The following is a 17,508-nucleotide window of genomic DNA, read 5'->3' on the forward strand; positions in this document are numbered from 1 at the left end:
ACTGAAAGTTGCGCACCGACACAGCCAGCCAGGCAGGTGATCACTACAAAGGCGAGTAGAGTTTTTTCCATTTCAAACCGACTTGGGGGGGAAGTTTTCGACGTTCTCAGTATTGTCGTTCGCTGGTGTTGTGCTCGTGAGTAGCACAAATAACCTATTGATATTTATGACTACTCATTTCCCACTTGCGCCACCGAAGCCCTGGTACCTGGCCAGCGTCACGATTTCAGCCGCCGTGATCTGCGTCGAGACAGACGCTACTCAGGCGTCAGCTCCAACACCCGACTTCTCCCACCCTCAGCCACCAGATACGTCCCGCGCCCGCTCGGCACAATCGACTGGGGGGCTTTGAGGAAAGACAGAATGGTCTGCTGGCGCCCCTGCTTATCAATCAGCAGCAACCGCGCCCGGTGCGTGGCATCTTCGTTGATCCACAGCCCGCGCTCGTCGCACATCAGGAAGGTCGGCTGGTTCAAGTTGCTCAGCACCACCGGGTCGCTGCCGTCGGCAGTCAGTTCGCGCACCACGCCCTTGCTCTTCTCGTTGTAGAGCAGGCGCCCGTCCGTGCAGCGCACGATGGCTTCGCCTTCCTGCACCTGGTCGCGCACTACGGTCAGCGACTGGTCGCTCCAGCGGTAGCGCAGCAGGCGCCCGGCCGGCTTGCGGTCTTCGATGGCATAGAGGTCATCGCCCTCAACCCACAAGCCTTGCACGCTGTCACCCTTGAACAGTTCGGTGACCACGCCGTCCTTGTAGAAGCTGACGGGCAAGTCGGCGGACTCCTGGCTGAACACCCAACCGCCACGGGTTGGCACCATGCCGTCGGGTTTCGACAGGTTGGCCACCACCACTTCACGCGAGCCGTCGGGGTGGATGCGCACGATGCTGCCCTTGCCCTTGTCGAGTTCCTGGCTGACCACCAGCGAACCGTCCGACAACGGCATCAGCGATGCCGCTTTCGCCACGTCGCGATGTACCACTTGCACGTTCCAACCGGCCGCCGCACTCACGGGGTAGAAGCTTTGCCAGGCGAAGAAACCGAGGGCGGCGATCACTGGAGCACCTGCAAGACAGGCCCCGCGTCGCCAGAGACGCAATGGGTTTTTGTTATTGGATGCGGTGGTCATTGATCGCTCAGTCAATTGGATTCGGCATGCAGACTACGCAGGTGAGGGGTTTTTTTAAATGCGCGTAGGCCTGTTGTCGGGATATTCGTACGATACTGTCCGGCAAATCGACCTCACTGGCCCCTCCTCGTGATCATCAACTTCGACCTCAACGATCTCCAAGCCTTTCGCGCCGTGGTGGACAAGGGCAGTTTTCGCGGCGCCGCCGAGGCCATCCGGATTTCGCAGCCAGCCCTCAGCCGGCGCATCGAAAAACTGGAGTCCGCCCTCGACGTCAAGCTGTTCGAACGCACCACGCGGCGAGTCAGCCTGACCATGGTCGGGCGCGCGTTCCTGCCGCAGGTGGAGCGCATGCTCGACGACCTCGACATCGCGCTGATGGGCATCAGCAACGTGGCCTCGACGCGCATGGGCAACGTCACCATCGCCTGTGTGCCGTCTACCGCGTACTACTTCATGCCCCACGTGATCTCCGAATTCCACAAGCTGTATCCGAAGATTCGCCTGCGTGTGCTGGATGCCAGTGCCGGCGAGGTGTGCAATGCGGTGGAAAGTGGCGAGGCGGATTTCGGCGTGAGTTTCAGCGGCAGCCTGGCCGACGAAGTGGAGTTCGAGTTGCTGTTGCAGGAGCGCTATGTGCTGGCCTGTCGTCGCGATCATCCGCTGGCGGGGCGCGAGAGCGTGCCTTGGGCCGAAGCCTACGAGCACGACTACATCACCGTGGACAAGACCTCCGGCAACCGTTTCCTGCTGGATCAGGCGCTGCGTGGCGTGCGGGTGAAAAAGCCGAGCATCTGCGAGACGCACCACGTGACCACCATGATCGGCCTGGTGGAGGCGGGGCTTGGGGTGGCGATGGTGCCATCGATTGCCATGCCGGCGAACGAGCATCCGATTCTGGTCAGCGTGCCGCTGGTGGAGCCGCAGGTGATGCGCAATGTGGGCTTGATCAAACGCCGCGGGCGGACATTGCCACCGGCGGCGCTGGAGTTGGAGCGGTTGGTGCGGGAGATGCCGTTCCGGTCAGCGTGACACCGAGTCCAGCCCGGTGGACTGCACCACCGGTTGCGCTGCGGGCGAGGCGAGGAATTGCAGCAGCGCCTTGGCCTCGGCCGGATGTTCGGCATTCACCGGAATGCCCGCCGCAAAACGCGTTACCGATTGCACGTCTTCCGGGATCTTGCCGACGTAAGTCACCCCCGGCACCGGTAACAATTCCGCGACCTGTTGCAGACCGACGTCGTAGTCCCCCTTGGCCACCACGGAGGCCACCGGGATGCGTTCGATCATGTTGCCCTTGGCCGGCATGCCGAGTTTGTGGAACAACTCCTTCTGCACATACACGCCGCTGGCGCTGTCGGAATACGCCACCGACTTGGCCTGGCTGAGCACGGCCTTGAGTTCGGCATCGGTGCCGATCGCCGGTTTGGCCGCGCCGGCCTTCACCACCAGGCCGATGCGCGAGTCCGCCAGTTCCACGCGGGAGGCCTTGTCAACCTTGCCTTGTTTGATCAACTCATCGAGGGCATAGCCGACCATGATCACCACGTCCGCATGTTCGCCACGGGCCAGGCGGTTGGGAATCGCTTCCGGCGCCTTGCCCATCGACGGGCCGAGGATGGTGTCCAGGGTGTCGCCGCTCTGCTGGGCATACTGCGGGCCCAGCAGTTTATAGGCAGCGGTGAAGCCGCCGGAGGTCATCACCTTGAGCTCTTCGGCCTGGGCCGTCAGCGCCAGCGCGCCGAAAGCCAGGGCCATCAGGGGCATAAGCTTCATTACGAAGCCTCCTGCATCACCTGCCCGCGCGTGTTGGCGCGGCGATACAACGCCAGGGTCGAGCACAGGGCGCAGGCTGCCGCGAACATCATCCAGTAGGCCGGCGAGGCCTTGTCTGCGGTGATGTGGATGAACCAGGTGGAGATCGCCGGGGTGAAGCCGCCAAAGATCGCGGTCGCCAGGCTATAGGCCAGGGAGAAGCCCGCCACCCGCACTTCCACCGGCATGATCTCGGTGAGCGCCGGGATCATCGCGCCGTTGTACATGCCATAGAGGAAGGAGAACCACAGCAGGGTCTCCAGCATATGGGCAAAGCTGGGCGCGTTGACCACGTAGGACAGCGCTGGATAAGCCGTCAGAACAGTCAGCGTGGTCATGGCGATCAGCACCGGCTTGCGGCCGAAACGGTCGCTCAGGGTGCCGCCGATGGGCAGCCAGACAAAGTTCGACACGGCCACCAACAACGTCACCAGCAACGCATCGGAGGTACTCAGTTGCAGCACGGTCTTGCCGAAGGTCGGCGCGTACACGGTGATCAGGTAGAACGCGGTGGTGGTCATCGCCACCATGAGCATGCCGCCGATGACCACGGTCCAGTTCGTCACCAGGGTGGCCAGCACTTCGCGCATGGTCGGGCGATGCTTGCGGTTGGCGAACTCTTCGGTTTCCTGCAGGTTGCGGCGCAGCACAAAGATAAACGGAATGATCACGCAACCGACGGCAAACGGAATGCGCCAGCCCCAATCGGCCACCACGGCCGGTTCCATCCACACGTTCAAGCCATAACCCAGTGCGGCGGCGACCACGATGGAGATCTGTTGGCTGCCCGATTGCCAGCTGGTGTAGAAGCCTTTGCGGCCCGGGGTGGCCATTTCCGCCAGGTACACCGACACACCGCCGAGTTCCGCACCGGCCGAGAAGCCTTGCAGCAGGCGGCCCAGCAGCACCAGCAGCGGGGCCCACAAGCCAATGGTGTGATAACCCGGCACCAGCACGATCAGCAGCGTACCGCTGGCCATGATCGACAGGGTCACGATCAACCCTTTGCGGCGGCCGACGTCATCGATGTAGGCACCCAGAATGATCGCGCCCAGCGGACGCATCAGGAAGCCCGCGCCGAACACGGCGAAGGTCATCATTAATGACGCAAACTCATTAGCGGCGGGGAAGAACGCGGCAGCGATGTAGGTGGCGTAGAAACCGAACAGGAAGAAGTCGAACTGTTCGAGGAAGTTGCCCGAAGTAACGCGAAATACCGCGCCAACTTTCGAGCGGGCAGCGTCGGGCCTGGTAGGGCTAGTCATGGTTTTGTGTCTCCAGCGTTCTTTTTGAAGTGCTTGTTTCGCCTAAGACCTAGGATAGTGGCTGACACATTTAGAAATGATAAGTGACAAATTTGGATGGATTAATGCGCATTGGCTATCAATCGCCAGGCCCGTCGAAAAGGCCGGCCCTGTTCTATGCTTGAAGGTGCGACCCATTCTTAAGGACGGGAGATGGACATGACTGACGAACAGAAACCACGGGAAGCGCCAAAGGCTGAGCAGCCTCGGCGACGAGAGGAAGAAAAGCCACAGACCTGGAAGCATCCGGATGACGGTACAGAACTTTCCGAACGGGATCAGGAGCGGCCGCTCAAGCCCTGATCCGTCAGACAGCGAAGGTCAAACCTGTGGGAGCTGGCTTATGTGGGAGCGGGCTTGCCCGCGATAGCGGAGGGTCAGCTGTGAATTCATTGGCTGACCCGCCGCCATCGCAGGCAAGCCAGCTCCCACAGGGGCTCTATGTTCAACCCTGGATCGGGGTACACAGCTCCACCAATGTGCCATCCGGGCAACGCACATAAGACACCACTTGCCCCCAAGGCTTGGCGCTCGGGGCCGACAACTCGGTGGCGCCCTGCGCAAGAGCGTTGGCATGGGCGACAAGCACATCTTCAGTCACAAACCCCACCTCCATGCCCAAGGGTTGTTTGGACGCATGCGCCTGCACATGCCCGCCCTTGAAATTCATCTCGCCCAGTTCATGCGCGGCAAACGAAAGGGTGGTCTCACCGGTTTCCAGCTCACCGTACGTCCCCGACTCATGCAGGAAACGGCGACTGAAACCGAAGGCCTTTTCGAAAAATTCCAGGGAGGCGGCCACGTCGGGCACGTAGAGGATGGTGTAGGCAAATTTCATGATTCAGCGTTCCTTGCTCAAAGAGTGACAGTAAGTTGGGTTATGAGACCAACAGCGCAATGGGAAACCCCCAGGCCAGCACCAGGAAAGCTAACAGTGCCGCCAGGCACAAACCGACAAATACCCGCAGCAATGTCCTCACCGTGGGGTGTGCGACAAATCGGATAACCCACAGGCAGAACCCGGCCACGACAATGGCCAAGGCAATAATGACCAGCACGATGGTGTTCCTGTGACCCGGGAAAGCTGATTTATAGTCCCAAAGCCCTCCGATGAACAGTGTGCACATAGACGCAGCCCCACGGGCTTTCTAAACTGCGGCTTGTCTTGGGGAAGGGGCAGGCGCCGATGAATCGCAATGAATTACGCAAGGCCGACATCAACCTGATGGTGGTCTTCGAAGCACTGATGCTGGAGCGCAACGTCACGCGGGTCGCCGAAAAGCTGTTTCTCGGCCAGCCCACCATCAGTTCGGCGCTCAACCGTTTGCGCACCTTGTTCAACGACCCGCTGTTCATTCGCGTCGGCCACCGCATGGAACCCACGGCGCGCGCCGAGGAAATCATCCAGCACCTGTCGCCGGCCCTGGATTCGCTGTCGTCGGCCTTGAGCCTGACCCACGACTTCGACCCGTCCATCAGCACCATGACCTTTCGCATCGGCCTCTCCGATGATGTCGAGTTTGGCCTGTTGCCACCGTTGCTGCGCAGCTTGCGCCAGGAAGCGCCGAATGTGGTGTTCGTGGTGCAGCATGTGGACTACTGGCGCATTCCCGATCTGCTCGCGTCCGGTGACATCACCGTGGGCATCACCCAGACCCGTGGCCTGCCGGCGAATGCCAAGCGCAAGCTGCTGCGCCATATCCTCCCGCGCATCCTGCGTGCCGACGCGTCCGACACACCGCTGACCCTCGATGAATATTGCTCACGCCCCCATGTGCTGGTGTCCCACACCGCCAACGTGTCGGGTTTTGCCGATGAGTGGCTGGCGGAAATCGGTCGCAAGCGCCAGGTGGTGTTGTCGGTGCCGCAATACAGCGCGTTGCCGGCGCTGCTGGCCGGCACCGACCTGATCGCCAGCCTGCCGGACTACACCGCCGAGGCTATGGCCGTGTCGGGCCACTTGTTTTGTGAGCCGTTTCCGTTCGAGACGCCGACCCTGGATTTGTCCATGGTCTGGCTCAGCCATGTGGACACCGACCCGGCCGAGCGCTGGGTGCGCTCACGGCTGGAAGCGTTTATGAGTGACCGGGGGCAGGCAAGCCAAGCCTGAGGGTTTTATCCGTGATATATCTAGGAATCTTCCCACGTTTGTCTCGGAGCCACCCATGCCACACCTGCACCTGGAATACACCGCCAACCTGACAGGCCTTGCCGTTGAGAAAACCCTGTTGCGGCTCAATAACGTGCTGATGGTGTCTGGCCAGTTCGGGTCCGAATTCGATATCAAAAGTCGAGCGGTCAAGGTCGAGACGTTCCAGGTGGGCACGTCCCTCGATCCACGCGGCTTTGTCGCGGTGAAGTTGTCACTGCTCAGCGGTCGCTCGCCGCAGGTCAAGAAGCAGTTGTCGGAAAGCCTGCTGGCAGCCTTGCAGGATCTGGGCGACTGGCCAGAGGGTATCCAGGTTCAGCTGAGTGTCCTGCTGGTAGACATGGATCGCGATTCCTACAGCAAAGTCGCCATCGGCTGATGGATTACAACAAGCCCTGATCCGCGCACACCTTCACCACCTGCTCACGAAACCAGGTATTGGCACTGTCCTGTTCACTGGTTTCATTCCACTGCATGTCCAGGGTGAACCCCGGCAACCCGTTGGGCGCTTCGCAATGGCCAAACACGCTGGCCGGTGCCAGCAGTTTTTGCACGCGGCGCGGCAGGGTCACGATGAAGTCAGTGCCGGTGATCATCTTCAGCGCCGCGCCGTAGCTGTTGGCGCGGGCGATCACCTGGCGCTTGTGGGCCTGGCGCCCCAGCCAGCCGTCGATCATGTTGGTGTCGGACGTCCACGGCGTGGGAAACACATGGCGCCGTTCGACAAAGGATTGCAGGCTGAACGCCGGCTCCCTCGGCGCTGAGCGCTTGTCGAACACGCATACCAGGTCGTCTTCCAGCAGCATCTGCGTCTTGAAGTCTTTATGGGCGCGATGAAAGTGCGGGCCGAAGCAGATCACCAGGTCCAGGCGGCCTTCACGCAGGTCGTCGGCGGGGATGTCGGTTTCCAGCTTCTGCACATTGACGATCACCGGCAGGTCGGCACGGTCGAAGGTCTTCAGCAGGCGCGGCAGGATCAACTGTTCGAAGTATTCCGGCGCGCACACATTGAAGGTCATCGCCTTTTGCGTCGGATCGAACGCCTGGCCACCGGCGTGGCACAGGTTGATGCTTTCGAGGATCTTCTGCACATGGCCATACATGCTGGTGGCCTTGTACGTCGGACGCATGCCCGCCCGCGTGTTGATAAACAACTCATCTTCAAAACTGGTGCGCAGTTTCTTCAGGCTGTAGCTCACGGTGGACTGGCTGACGAACAACGTTTCGGACACATCGGTAACGCTGCTCTGGTCGTAGACGGCGATAAACACCATCAGGTCCTGCATATCGAGCTTTCTGAGCAAGTTACTGTTTAACATCGGTTTCGTCCGTAAACCCGTTGTACCGAACTCAGTACAAGACAGCGCAAAAGCTTAACGGAACGGTCGTGCCATTAGAAAGCTCTGTAGGGCGATTCTATGTTTGGCGTGGGACAAATACTGTTAGCAACACGACCTCAGCGGATATGCCGCGCGTAATGCTGGGGATTGAAGCGTGTGACGATCAGCAGCATCACCACCACCACCGCCGTCAGCGCCCACCAGGCCCATTCGAAGCTGCCCAACTGGTCACGGATCATCCCGGCGATCAGCGGTGACAAGCCCGCGATCAGGTAGCCGATGCCTTGCACAAAGGCCGTGAGGCCGCCGGCGCGGCGCGGGTTGTCCAGGTGGTCGAGGGACAGGATCAGGCTCATCGGGAACAGGCCACCAATGCCCAGGCCCAGCAGGCAAGGCCACAACAGGCTGAGGTGTTGCGGGCTGAGGATCAGGCCGCAGAAGCCGAGGATGATCAACACCAGCAGCACCGCGACCACGCCGCGTTTATCCTGGCGGCGGTTGGCGATGGCCGGGGTGACCAGGCCGGAGACCACTTCCATCGCGGTCAAAAAGCCCAGCAGCAAACCGGCGTTCTGTTCACTCCAGCCTTGCTCCACGTAGTACGGCGCCAGCCAGGCGAGTACGCAGGTGTAGGACGCCGTACCGAGACCAAAAAAGATCGCCAGCAGCCAGGCGCGCCGGTTGCCGAAAAACGACTCCTGCTGAGCGGAACCGGCCTGTGGCAACGGCGGCAATGCCGCGCGTTGCGCGTACCAGAACACCAGCGCCAACCCGGCGAGCACCGCCCACACCGCCAGGCCGATCCGCCAACTGCCGGTCTGCACCTGCACGAACGGCGCGAACGACGCCGCCAGCGCCGCGCCGCCCATGATGGCGGTCACGTACAAACCCATGAACAGCGAAACGTTGGCGCTGAACCGCGACTTGATCAGCGCCGGCATCAACGCCTGGATCAAGGCAATCCCGACCCCGGCGGCAATCGCGCTGACGATCAGCTCCAGCGCCGAATCCAGGAACAGCCGCGACAGCGTCGCCACGCCAATCACCACCAGCGACAGCACAATGCTGCGGTGCTCACCGAGGCGCCTGGCCACGCCCATGCCAAAAAACATCGCCAGCCCCATGGCCATCACCGGCAACATGGTCAGCAACGCGGCGCTGCTGAAACTCAGCGGCACGTCGCCGCGAATCGACGACAGCAACGGGCCCACGGCCGCCATCGACGGACGCAGGTTAAGGGCGACCAGCACCACGCTGATCATCAGCCAAACGGCGGTGGTGGGTTTTGCCTGAACGTTTTCCATGGGCCTGCCTTGAATGAGCGAGGGCGAATCAGGCCATGGGCGAGGCAGGGGGGCAAATGAGAAAGTCGCAGGCACTATTGAAAAAATGCGGGTCTCTGAAACACCACCTCTCTAAATGTGGAAACTAGTTTATGTGGGAGCTGGCTTGCCTGCGATAGCGGTCCATCAGTCAACATCTCCAGCGACTGATACACCGCTATCGCAGGCAAGCCAGCTCCCACAGTTGTTCCTCATTTCACAGGGGGATTTTCGGTGTCAGATGGATCTGATCACATGCTTGACCTCCTGAAACGCCGCCAACCCCCACGGCCCCAGCTCTCTCCCGATGCTGCTCTGCTTGTAGCCGCCCCACGCCGTCTGCGGGAAGATCACCTGCGGCGCGTTGATCCACACCAGCCCGGCTTGCAAGGCATTGGCCACGCGCTCGGCGGTGTCGGCATCGCTACTGACCACGCTGGCCACCAGGCCGAAATCGCTGTCGTTGGCCAAGGCAACAGCCTCGTCCTCAGTGGCAAAACGTCTGACACACAACACCGGGCCAAAGATTTCTTCGTTCCACAACGCACTGTCCAGCGGCACCTCGGTGAACACCGTCGGCCGAATGAAAAAGCCTTTCTCCAGCCCCGCCGGACGCTCCCCGCCACACAGCAACCGTGCGCCGTCCTTGATGCCGCGCTGGACATGCCCGAGCACCCGCTGGTACTGCGCGCGGTTGATCAGCGCGCCCATTTCCACGTCGTCGGCAAAGGGATCGGCGACACGAATGCCTTCAGCCCGAAGCTGCAAGCGCAGTAGGAATTCGTCCGCCAAATTGTCAGCCACCAACACACGACTGGTCGCCGAACACATCTGCCCGGCATTGAAAAAGCCCCCGCCACACGCCAGCTCCACGGCCAGGTCGAGGTCGGCATCGGCCAATACCAGTAGCGAAGATTTACCGCCCAATTCCAGGCTCACGCCCTTGATGGTTTCGGCCGCGCGTTGCATCACCTGCACGCCCACCGCGTTGCTGCCGGTGAAGGAAATCTTCGCCACCCGAGGGTCCGCCGCCAGCGGTGCGCCCACCGCCAGGCCAGTGCCGCATACCAGGTTGAACACGCCCGCCGGCAAGCCCGCGTCGGCGATGATCCGCGCCAGTTGCAGTTCGGCCAGCGGCGTGACTTCCGACGGCTTGAGCACCACGCAGCAACCGGCGGCGAGGGCCGGTGCCAGTTTCCAGGCGGTGGTCACCATCGGGAAATTCCACGGCACGATCAGCCCGACCACGCCGCAGGGTTCACGGCGCAGACGTGCGCTGAAATCCGCACTGGGCAGTTCCACTGGGCGGTCTTGCTCGGCATCCATGTCTTCGGCGATAGCGGCGTAGTACTCGAAGGTGGCGATCACGTCATCCACATCGATACCCGCTTCGAACAGCGGCTTGCCGTTGTTGCTCGATTGCAGGTGCATCAGTTGTTCACGCTGCGCGCCAACGCCCTCGGCGATCTTGCGCAACAGCGCGGCGCGATCACGCCCGGTGCTTTTCGACCAGTCGGCAAAGGCGGCACTGGCGGCATCCACCGCCAGTGTCACCGCTGCGGCGTCGCCCCCGCTGACGTGCGCGAGCAGCGCTTCGGTGGCCGGGTTGATCACCTCCAGCACCTGGTTGCCTTCACGCCACTCACCGTTGATATACACACCGTTCATTGCGCCACCGCCTGCATCCAAAGTGTCTGGTCGATTTCAATCAGCGTCGGCCCCTGGCGATCCGTGGCGGCGCGCAAGGCGCTGCGCAAATGCTCAATGCCCTGGATGCGTTCGGCGGTGCAACCGAGTGCCTTGGCCACGCCGATAAAGTCCGGGGTGTAGATGTCCACGCCGACCGGTTCGATGGCGCGGTTGACCATGTATTTCTTGATCTCTTCGTAGCCCTGGTTATTCCACAGCAGCACGATGATCGGCGTGCGCGCTTCCACGGCGCTGGCCAGTTCCGCCAGGGTGAATTGCAGGCCGCCGTCGCCGATCAGGCACACCACCGGTTGCCCGTCGCCACGCCCCAGCCACGCGCCGATGGCGGCGGGCAATGCGTAGCCCAGGGTGCCGTAGCCGGTGGACGAGTTGAACCAGCGGCGCGGGTGGTCGAGGTTCAGCGTGAGGTTGGCGCTGTACACCGGTTGGGTGGAGTCGCCGACGATGACGGCGGCGGGCAGCTCTTGCAGGACGGTGTCGAGGAACAGGGTTTGCGCGCGGGTGGCGGCGTCCCAGGTGGGCGCCAGTTCGGTCCACAATTGCGCGACACGCTGCGCGCCCCAGTGGGTTTCGCGCGGTGCCAATGGCTGGCTGCTCAATGCCTGTAGCAGCGCCTCGGCGGCGATCTGCGCGTCGGCCACCAACGCCACCTGCGGCGGGTAGTTGCGCACGGTCTGGTCGGCGTCGATATCGATACGCAGCAAGGCGCCGGGGATCTTGAAGCCGCCGGCAAAGGTGACGTCATAGTCGGTCTCGGCCAGCTCGGTGCCGATGGCCAGCACCACGTCCGCTTCGGCCACCAGGGCGCGGGTGGCGACCAGGGTTTGGGTCGAGCCGATCAGCAACGGATGGGTCGACGGCAACATGCCCTTGGCGTTGATCGTCAGCGCGACCGGCGCGCCAAGCGCATCTGCAAGCTGGGTCAACGCGGGCGCTGCATCGATGGCGCCGCCACCGGCCAAAATCAATGGCCGCTTGGCCGCCGCCAGCAACTGGCTCATCTGCTTCACCGCCGCCGGCGCGGCCCCTGCGCGCGCCACGCTGACCGGCTCACTGCCCAGCAGCGCATCGGCGTTTTCCACCAGCACATCCAGTGGAATCTCGATGTGCACCGGTCGCGGTCGCCCAGCCTGGAACAGCGCAAACGCCCGCGCCAACACACCGGGCAACTCCGCTGCCGACATCAACGTATGGGAGAACGCCGCCACCCCGGCCATCATCGCGCCCTGGTTCGGCAGCTCATGCAACTTGCCCCGCCCGCCGCCCAATTGGCTGCGCGATTGCACGCTGGAAATCACCAGCATCGGGATCGAGTCGGCATAGGCCTGGCCCATGGCCGTGGTGATATTGGTCATGCCCGGGCCGGTGATGATGAAACACACGCCGGGTTTGCCGCTGGTGCGCGCGTAGCCGTCGGCCATAAAACCGGCGCCCTGTTCGTGGCGCGGGGTGACGTGACGGATGCCCGAGCGGGCCAGGCCGCGATACAACTCCACGGTGTGCACGCCAGGGATGCCAAACACCTGGTCCACGCCGTAGCCTTCGAGGAGGTTGACCAATACTTCGCCGCAGGTCGCCATTGAGGTCGCTCTTGTTAGGGATTCGAGGCGGTATTGGAGCGGTTGGCCGGTAGCGGCAACAATCGATAAAAAGTCATACTAGCCATGTCCCCACGTCATGGCTGAACCGCGATGAAACGCCTTCCACCGCTGCCCGCGCTGCACACGTTCTGGGTTACCGCGCAGTGCTGCAATTTCACCCGCGCCGCCGAGCAACTGCACATCACCCAAGGTGCGGTGAGCCGGCAGATCGCCGGGCTGGAAAGCCATTTGGGCTACGCCCTGTTCCAACGCCAGGCGCGCGGCTTGAGCCTCACCGACGAAGGCCGCGAATGGTCACTGCGCGCGCAGCAGGTATTCGGCCTGATCGGTGACGCCGTGGAACAGATCGGCCGTCGCCGCCAGACCCTGCAACTCAAGGCCTCCACCTGCGTGATGCGCTGGCTGCTGCCGCGCCTGATGCAATGGCAAAAGGAACGCCCGGACGTGCCGGTGGAACTCACCACCACCGTGGCCTACAGCGTGGATTTTCGCCGCGAACAATTCGACGCGGCACTGATCTACGCGCCCATCGCCGAACAACCGGCCGAGGCGCGGCATTTGTTCGATGAGCAACTCACCCCGGTCTGCGCCCCCGCGCTGCTCGGCGAGTTGCAGCGCCCACTGGATTTGCAGCAACAGGTGCTGCTGCACCCCACGCGCGACGAGCGCGATTGGGCGTTGTGGCTGAAAGCCGCGAACACGCACTTGAGCAACCTGGCCCAGGGGCATCATTTTGAAACCCTGGATCTGGCGATGACGGTGGCATCCCAGGGCTCGGGCGTGGCGATTGGCGACAGTGCGCTGATTGGCGAGGATGTGAAGGCGGGGCGGTTGGTGATGCCGTTTGCGCTGCGGGTGCCGACGGGGATGGGGTACTACCTGGTGCACCCGCCGGGGACGGCGCCGTCGGAGGGGCTTGAGGCTTTAATGGATTGGTTGGTCAGCGAGGCACAATCTTCACAACACTGAGCATCCAAGTGTGGGAGCTGGCTTGCCTGCGATAGCGGCCTGTCAGTCAACACAGAGGCAGCTGACCCACCGCCATCGCAGGCAAGCCAGCTCCCACAGTTTGACCGGTGCAAACCTGATCTGGCGTGCAAACCCAATCCCCTGTGGGAGCGGGCTTGCCCGCGATGGCGATAAATCAGTCACACCAGCTCCCACAGGTTTTTACCGCGTTGTGTCAGTAGCCCACAGTGAAACGCTGGCGCGAGTGCTTCGGCGATTCCACTTCGTCGATCAACGCAATCGCATAGTCCGCAAAGCTGATCCAGCTGCGGCCTTCACTGCTCACCAGCAAATCATCCTGGCCCACGCGGAATGTGCCCGTGCGCTCGGTCTCCACAAACTCCGCCGACGGCGACAGGAAGGTCCAATCCAGTTCCTGCTCCTGGCGCAGCGCTGCGAGGAAGTCAGCACCCGCACTGGCTTCCGCCTTGTACTCCGGCGGAAAGCCCGGGCTGTCAATCACACGGCTGCCATCTGGCAGCAACAGCGAACCCGCGCCGCCCACCACCAGCAGGCGTTTCACCCCGGCTTTTTTCACCGGGCCGATCACGGCGCTGGCGGGCAGGGTGGCGAAGTGTGCGGCGCTGATCACCACATCGTTGCCGCTGACCGCGTGTTGCAGGGCCTCGGCGTCCAGCGCGTCGACCTGTTTGACGGTGACGCCCGGGCGTGGGGCGAGCTTGTCGGTATTGCGGGCGATGGCGGTGACGGTATGCCCACGACGCAGCGCTTCTTCCAGCAGTTGGCTACCGGCACGGCCGGTGGCACCAATGATTGCAATCTTGCTCATGACGTTCTCCAGTTCGTTAAGGGTTTAAAACCATTCACCACTTCATTTCGCCCTTGGCGACTTTGGCGCTGAGTTCCAGCGAGCTTTCGTCGGCGAGGGTCGGGTAACGCTTTTTCATGGCCGCGATCAGGGCCGCGGAATCCTTCGCTTTGGCCGTCTCGATGTCGAAGGCCTTGATGTAGCCGGCGGTAAAGGCCACCGATTGCAGCGTCGGGGTGCCGAGGTAGTGGCCCGGGATCACGGTCTTTGGTTTCAGCTGTTGGATGCGTTGCAGTGTCGCCAGCCAGTCTTTATGGGACTGCGCGCCCTGGGTGTCGGCCATCCACAGGTGGATGTTCTCGGCGACGACCACGCCACCGATCACGGCCTTGATCGACGGAATCCACACAAAGCTGCGGTCCGGCTGCGCGCCGTCGAGGCCGATGACCTCCAGTTGCTGGCCTTCGAGGCTCAGACTGTGGCCGGGCAGCACGTCCGGCACGATGGTTTTGGCCGGCTTGTCGGCGCCCATTTTCGGGCCCCAGAATTGCAGTTTTCCGGCGACGGTGGCCTTGATGTGATCGACCACCGGTTGTGGTGCCAGCACCTTGGCGTCGGGGAACGCGGCGGTGAGGGTGTCGAGGCCGAAGTAGTAGTCCGGGTCGCCGTGGCTGATGTAGATGGTGGTCAGGTGCTTGCCGCTGGCGCGGATCTTCTGCACCAGCTGTTCGGCCTGGGCCTTGCCGAATTGCGCGTCCACCAGGATCGCGTCTTTCGCGCCGCTGACCAGCACCGAGCTGACCGGGAAGATCGCGGCTTCGCCGGGGTTGTACACGTCGAGGGTCAGGTCGGCCGCGGCCGCATGGGCGGCGAACGCCAGGGCGGCGGTGGCCAGGGTCAAGCGTTTGAGGGTGGACAGCATCGGGCAGCTCCAGCAGTCGATTCAAAGGATGCACAGAGCTTAGTTGCACCAAACGCAACTAAAAATGCGATGCTGGGACATAGTTTGTTTCTGAAATCGGGCAGATCATGGATCGTCTTCAAGCAATGCGCGTGTTTGTCACTGTGGTGGACCTGGGCAGCCAGTCCGCCGCCGCCGATCATCTGGACCTGTCGCGCCCGGTGGTCTCGCGCTACCTGGCGGAGCTGGAAGACTGGGTCGGCGCGCGCCTGCTGCACCGCACCACGCGCAAGCTCAGCCTGACCGCCGCCGGCAGCGAAACCCTGCCGCGTTGCCGGCAACTGCTGGAACTGAGCTGCGACATGCAGGCCGCCGTCAGCGAACCGGATGACGCGCCCCGTGGCCTGTTGCGCCTGAGCGTGAGCACCTCGTTCGGCCAGGCGCAGTTGGCCGACGCCATCGCCGACTACGTCAAGCGCTACCCGCTGGTGACGGTGGACATGCAAATGCTCGACCGCACGGTGAACCTGGTGGATGAACGCATCGACCTGGCCATCCGCACCAGCACAGACCTGGACCCCAACCTGATCGCCCGGCGCCTGACCGTCTGTCGTTCGGTGGTGTGCGCCAGCCCTGCGTATCTGCTGGAGCATCCGGCGCCGCAGAAAGTCGAGGACCTCGCGCGGCACAACTGCCTCACCCACTCCTATTTCGGCAAAAGCCTGTGGCATTTCGAAGAGGGCGGTGAGCACGTGTCGGTGCCGGTGCACGGCAATATCACCGCCAACGAGGCCAGCACCCTGTTGCGCGTGACGCTGGCCGGGGCCGGCATCGGCATGCTGCCCAGTTATCAGGCGGGTGATCACATCCGCCGTGGCGAACTGGTGCGCCTGCTGCCCGCGGCCGAGCCCCGGCAGATGAACATCTACGCGGTATACGCCTCGCGCAAGCACATGCCGTCGGCGTTGCGCAGCCTGTTGGATTTTCTGGTGGAGAGGTTTCCGCAGGAGCCTGCGTGGGACGTCGGTCTCTGAGCCAATATAAGCAGATTGAATAGGGGCCAATAATGGCAACTCGCCCTGGCTGGCCTATGCTTTAAACAGCACCCTGTAGTCCCGCTCAGAGGTCTGTGCCATGAGCATTAAAACCAGAAAGTACCTGATGATTTTCTCCCTCTGCGCGGTTGCCAGTGCGCTGTACGGCACTGCCGCCTACCGCGTCGAGCAAACCCGCATGCAGCCGAGCTTTGCGATCAGCTGTCATCAGGACCAGTGTGTACCGCATACCGGCAGTTTCAGCGCGTTGCGCTAGAAATTGTGGCGATGAAGATCTAAATGTGGGAGCGGGCTTGCCCGCGATTGCGGTGTGCCAGCAAAAGCTGTTTCAACTGAACCACCGCTATCGCGGGCAGGCCCGCTCCCACACAAGCCAGTGCCCACCTTTTAGCTCGGTGTTACTTCGGCCTTCAATTGCTCACGAAACGCCTTCGGCGAAAACCCCACCCGTCGGCGAAACAGTCGCGAGAAGTTGGTCGGGTCGGAGAAACCCAGCACTTCGGACATCTCATTGATACTCATGCTGGTGTAAGTCAGCAGGCGCTTGGCTTCCAGCAACTGGCGGTCATGCATGATCTGCAACGCCGGTTGCCCACCCAACTCCCGACACGTGCCGTTCAGGTGTGAGACCGAGATCCCCAGCTTGTGGGCCAGATCCTCGATCTTCGGATGCTCGCGGTAATGCTGTTCGACCAGTTGGGTAAACCGCCGGAAATACTCGCGCCCGCGCGGTGCCCGTGGGTGGCGGCGCTGGATCGCCTGGCGGCTGATCCATACCAGCAGCACGCTGACCAGGGCGTGCATCATCATGTCCCGCGCCGGTTGTTCATCGGCGTATTCGTCCTGCAGGCGGGCGAACTGGTGGTTGAGGTAGTCGCTGTCCTTGCCCGCCGGATAATTTCCCAGTGCCTGCAGGCCGTCTACCGTGGCCCCCAGTTGCGCCTGCAAGTGGCTGACCAGTGGCGCCGCCAGTGTCACCACATAACCCTCGACGTCTTCGGCAAACCGAAACCCATGCACGCACAGCGGCGGCAGCACTTGCAGCGTCGCTTCGTTGATCGTGGTGCGTTGGCCTTCGATTTCCAGGTGAGCCTGGCCTTTGTGCACATACAACAACTGGCACAGATCCGCGTGCCGGTGGGGCTGGATTTCCCACTGGTATTCCCGACTGCGCCGGGAAATGGTTTCGCAGTGCAACAAATCGGGGGTCGGCCATTGCTGATCCTCCCCGTAAAGCTTGAAGACCGGAATCGCGGTTTTGGTCATGGTTTCAATCCGATACCCAGGAGAGTGGTGCGGTAATCGCCCCGATTGGCAAAAAGCGCAGGCTTTGGCTCAGTTTTCACCTTCTTATGCCGGCCACTCAAGTGAAAAATGTCAGCCACAAGACCAATGACAACTCTTTCA

Annotated in this window: 19 protein-coding genes; 7 read left to right on the forward strand and 12 right to left on the reverse strand. The window is 62.2% G+C overall.

What is annotated here, in order from left to right; genetic code table 11:
* Window positions 1-257: 257 nt before the first annotated feature.
* Entirely contained in the window at window positions 258-1,055 is a 798-nt protein-coding gene (locus PSH87_RS07715) for a hypothetical protein (RefSeq protein ID WP_305433032.1), read from the reverse strand.
* A 201-nt stretch (window positions 1,056-1,256) separates the two neighbouring features.
* Here PSH87_RS07715 and PSH87_RS07720 point away from each other — a divergent pair, with 201 nt between their 5' ends.
* The gene (locus PSH87_RS07720) at window positions 1,257-2,159 is read left to right on the forward strand and encodes a LysR family transcriptional regulator (protein ID WP_017736319.1); all 903 of its coding nucleotides are present in this window, start codon (window positions 1,257-1,259) and stop codon (window positions 2,157-2,159) included.
* On the opposite strand, the gene PSH87_RS07725 is transcribed toward PSH87_RS07720, so the two are convergent.
* Window positions 2,151-2,903, reverse strand: a complete 753-nt coding sequence (locus tag PSH87_RS07725; protein ID WP_305433033.1) for a substrate-binding domain-containing protein — start codon at window positions 2,901-2,903, stop codon at window positions 2,151-2,153. The two genes, PSH87_RS07720 and PSH87_RS07725, sit on opposite strands and share 9 nt — an antisense overlap.
* Window positions 2,903-4,207 carry an MFS transporter gene (locus tag PSH87_RS07730; protein WP_017736317.1) on the reverse strand — a complete coding sequence of 435 codons (1,305 nt, stop codon included), beginning with the start codon at window positions 4,205-4,207 and terminating at the stop codon, window positions 2,903-2,905. The genes PSH87_RS07725 and PSH87_RS07730 overlap by 1 nt, the downstream gene beginning before the upstream one ends.
* 198 nt (window positions 4,208-4,405) lie before the next feature.
* Between PSH87_RS07730 and PSH87_RS07735 the strand changes: the two genes are divergently transcribed.
* Window positions 4,406-4,549 (forward strand): hypothetical protein, encoded by a 144-nt coding sequence (locus tag PSH87_RS07735; protein ID WP_177325329.1) that lies wholly within the window; start codon window positions 4,406-4,408, stop codon window positions 4,547-4,549.
* A 142-nt stretch (window positions 4,550-4,691) separates the two neighbouring features.
* Here PSH87_RS07735 and PSH87_RS07740 read toward each other — a convergent pair whose 3' ends face one another.
* Together PSH87_RS07740 and PSH87_RS07745 are read right to left on the reverse strand one after the other, a co-directional pair.
* Entirely contained in the window at window positions 4,692-5,084 is a 393-nt protein-coding gene (locus PSH87_RS07740; RefSeq protein WP_017736316.1) for a VOC family protein, read from the reverse strand.
* 40 nt (window positions 5,085-5,124) lie between these two features.
* Complete coding sequence (locus tag PSH87_RS07745) at window positions 5,125-5,373, reverse strand: hypothetical protein (protein WP_305433034.1); 249 nt, start codon at window positions 5,371-5,373, stop codon at window positions 5,125-5,127.
* Between the two features lie 59 nt (window positions 5,374-5,432).
* On the opposite strand from PSH87_RS07745, the gene PSH87_RS07750 reads away from it, so the two are divergent.
* Both PSH87_RS07750 and PSH87_RS07755 read left to right on the forward strand, forming a co-directional pair.
* Entirely contained in the window at window positions 5,433-6,356 is a 924-nt protein-coding gene (locus tag PSH87_RS07750; protein WP_017736314.1) for a LysR substrate-binding domain-containing protein, read from the forward strand.
* Between the two features lie 55 nt (window positions 6,357-6,411).
* A complete protein-coding gene (locus PSH87_RS07755) occupies window positions 6,412-6,774 on the forward strand; it encodes a 5-carboxymethyl-2-hydroxymuconate Delta-isomerase (RefSeq protein ID WP_017736313.1) in 363 nt (120 codons plus the stop codon).
* 4 nt (window positions 6,775-6,778) lie between these two features.
* Here the strand turns inward: PSH87_RS07755 and PSH87_RS07760 are convergent, their stop codons facing one another.
* From PSH87_RS07760 to PSH87_RS07775, 4 genes are all read right to left on the reverse strand, one after another.
* Window positions 6,779-7,714, reverse strand: coding sequence for a LysR family transcriptional regulator (locus tag PSH87_RS07760; protein WP_305433035.1), 936 nt, complete (start codon window positions 7,712-7,714; stop codon window positions 6,779-6,781).
* 137 nt (window positions 7,715-7,851) lie between these two features.
* Complete coding sequence (locus PSH87_RS07765) at window positions 7,852-9,039, reverse strand: cyanate transporter (protein ID WP_017736311.1); 1,188 nt, start codon at window positions 9,037-9,039, stop codon at window positions 7,852-7,854.
* Between the two features lie 255 nt (window positions 9,040-9,294).
* The gene (locus PSH87_RS07770; RefSeq protein ID WP_305433036.1) at window positions 9,295-10,725 is read right to left on the reverse strand and encodes an aldehyde dehydrogenase family protein; all 1,431 of its coding nucleotides are present in this window, start codon (window positions 10,723-10,725) and stop codon (window positions 9,295-9,297) included.
* Window positions 10,722-12,347: a 5-guanidino-2-oxopentanoate decarboxylase gene (locus PSH87_RS07775; protein ID WP_305433037.1), complete on the reverse strand. Its 1,626-nt coding sequence runs from the start codon at window positions 12,345-12,347 to the stop codon at window positions 10,722-10,724. Before PSH87_RS07775 ends, PSH87_RS07770 begins: the two co-directional genes overlap by 4 nt.
* A 111-nt stretch (window positions 12,348-12,458) precedes the next feature.
* Here PSH87_RS07775 and PSH87_RS07780 point away from each other — a divergent pair, with 111 nt between their 5' ends.
* Window positions 12,459-13,337: a LysR substrate-binding domain-containing protein gene (locus PSH87_RS07780; RefSeq protein ID WP_305433038.1), complete on the forward strand. Its 879-nt coding sequence runs from the start codon at window positions 12,459-12,461 to the stop codon at window positions 13,335-13,337.
* Between the two features lie 214 nt (window positions 13,338-13,551).
* Here the strand turns inward: PSH87_RS07780 and PSH87_RS07785 are convergent, their stop codons facing one another.
* On the reverse strand, window positions 13,552-14,166 hold the full coding sequence (locus tag PSH87_RS07785; protein WP_305433039.1) for an NAD(P)-dependent oxidoreductase: 615 nt from the start codon (window positions 14,164-14,166) through the stop codon (window positions 13,552-13,554).
* Window positions 14,167-14,200: 34 nt separating this feature from the next.
* Entirely contained in the window at window positions 14,201-15,067 is an 867-nt protein-coding gene (locus tag PSH87_RS07790; RefSeq protein WP_305433040.1) for an MBL fold metallo-hydrolase, read from the reverse strand.
* A gap of 107 nt (window positions 15,068-15,174) precedes the next feature.
* Here PSH87_RS07790 and PSH87_RS07795 point away from each other — a divergent pair, with 107 nt between their 5' ends.
* Window positions 15,175-16,080: a LysR family transcriptional regulator gene (locus PSH87_RS07795; protein WP_305433041.1), complete on the forward strand. Its 906-nt coding sequence runs from the start codon at window positions 15,175-15,177 to the stop codon at window positions 16,078-16,080.
* Between the two features lie 100 nt (window positions 16,081-16,180).
* Complete coding sequence (locus PSH87_RS07800; protein ID WP_177325328.1) at window positions 16,181-16,357, forward strand: hypothetical protein; 177 nt, start codon at window positions 16,181-16,183, stop codon at window positions 16,355-16,357.
* Between the two features lie 131 nt (window positions 16,358-16,488).
* Here PSH87_RS07800 and PSH87_RS07805 read toward each other — a convergent pair whose 3' ends face one another.
* Window positions 16,489-17,367: a helix-turn-helix domain-containing protein gene (locus PSH87_RS07805; protein WP_017736303.1), complete on the reverse strand. Its 879-nt coding sequence runs from the start codon at window positions 17,365-17,367 to the stop codon at window positions 16,489-16,491.
* Window positions 17,368-17,508: the final 141 nt, after the last annotated feature.

The organism is Pseudomonas sp. FP453 (genome assembly GCF_030687495.1).
In the GTDB taxonomy this organism is placed as follows: Bacteria; Pseudomonadota; Gammaproteobacteria; order Pseudomonadales; family Pseudomonadaceae; genus Aquipseudomonas.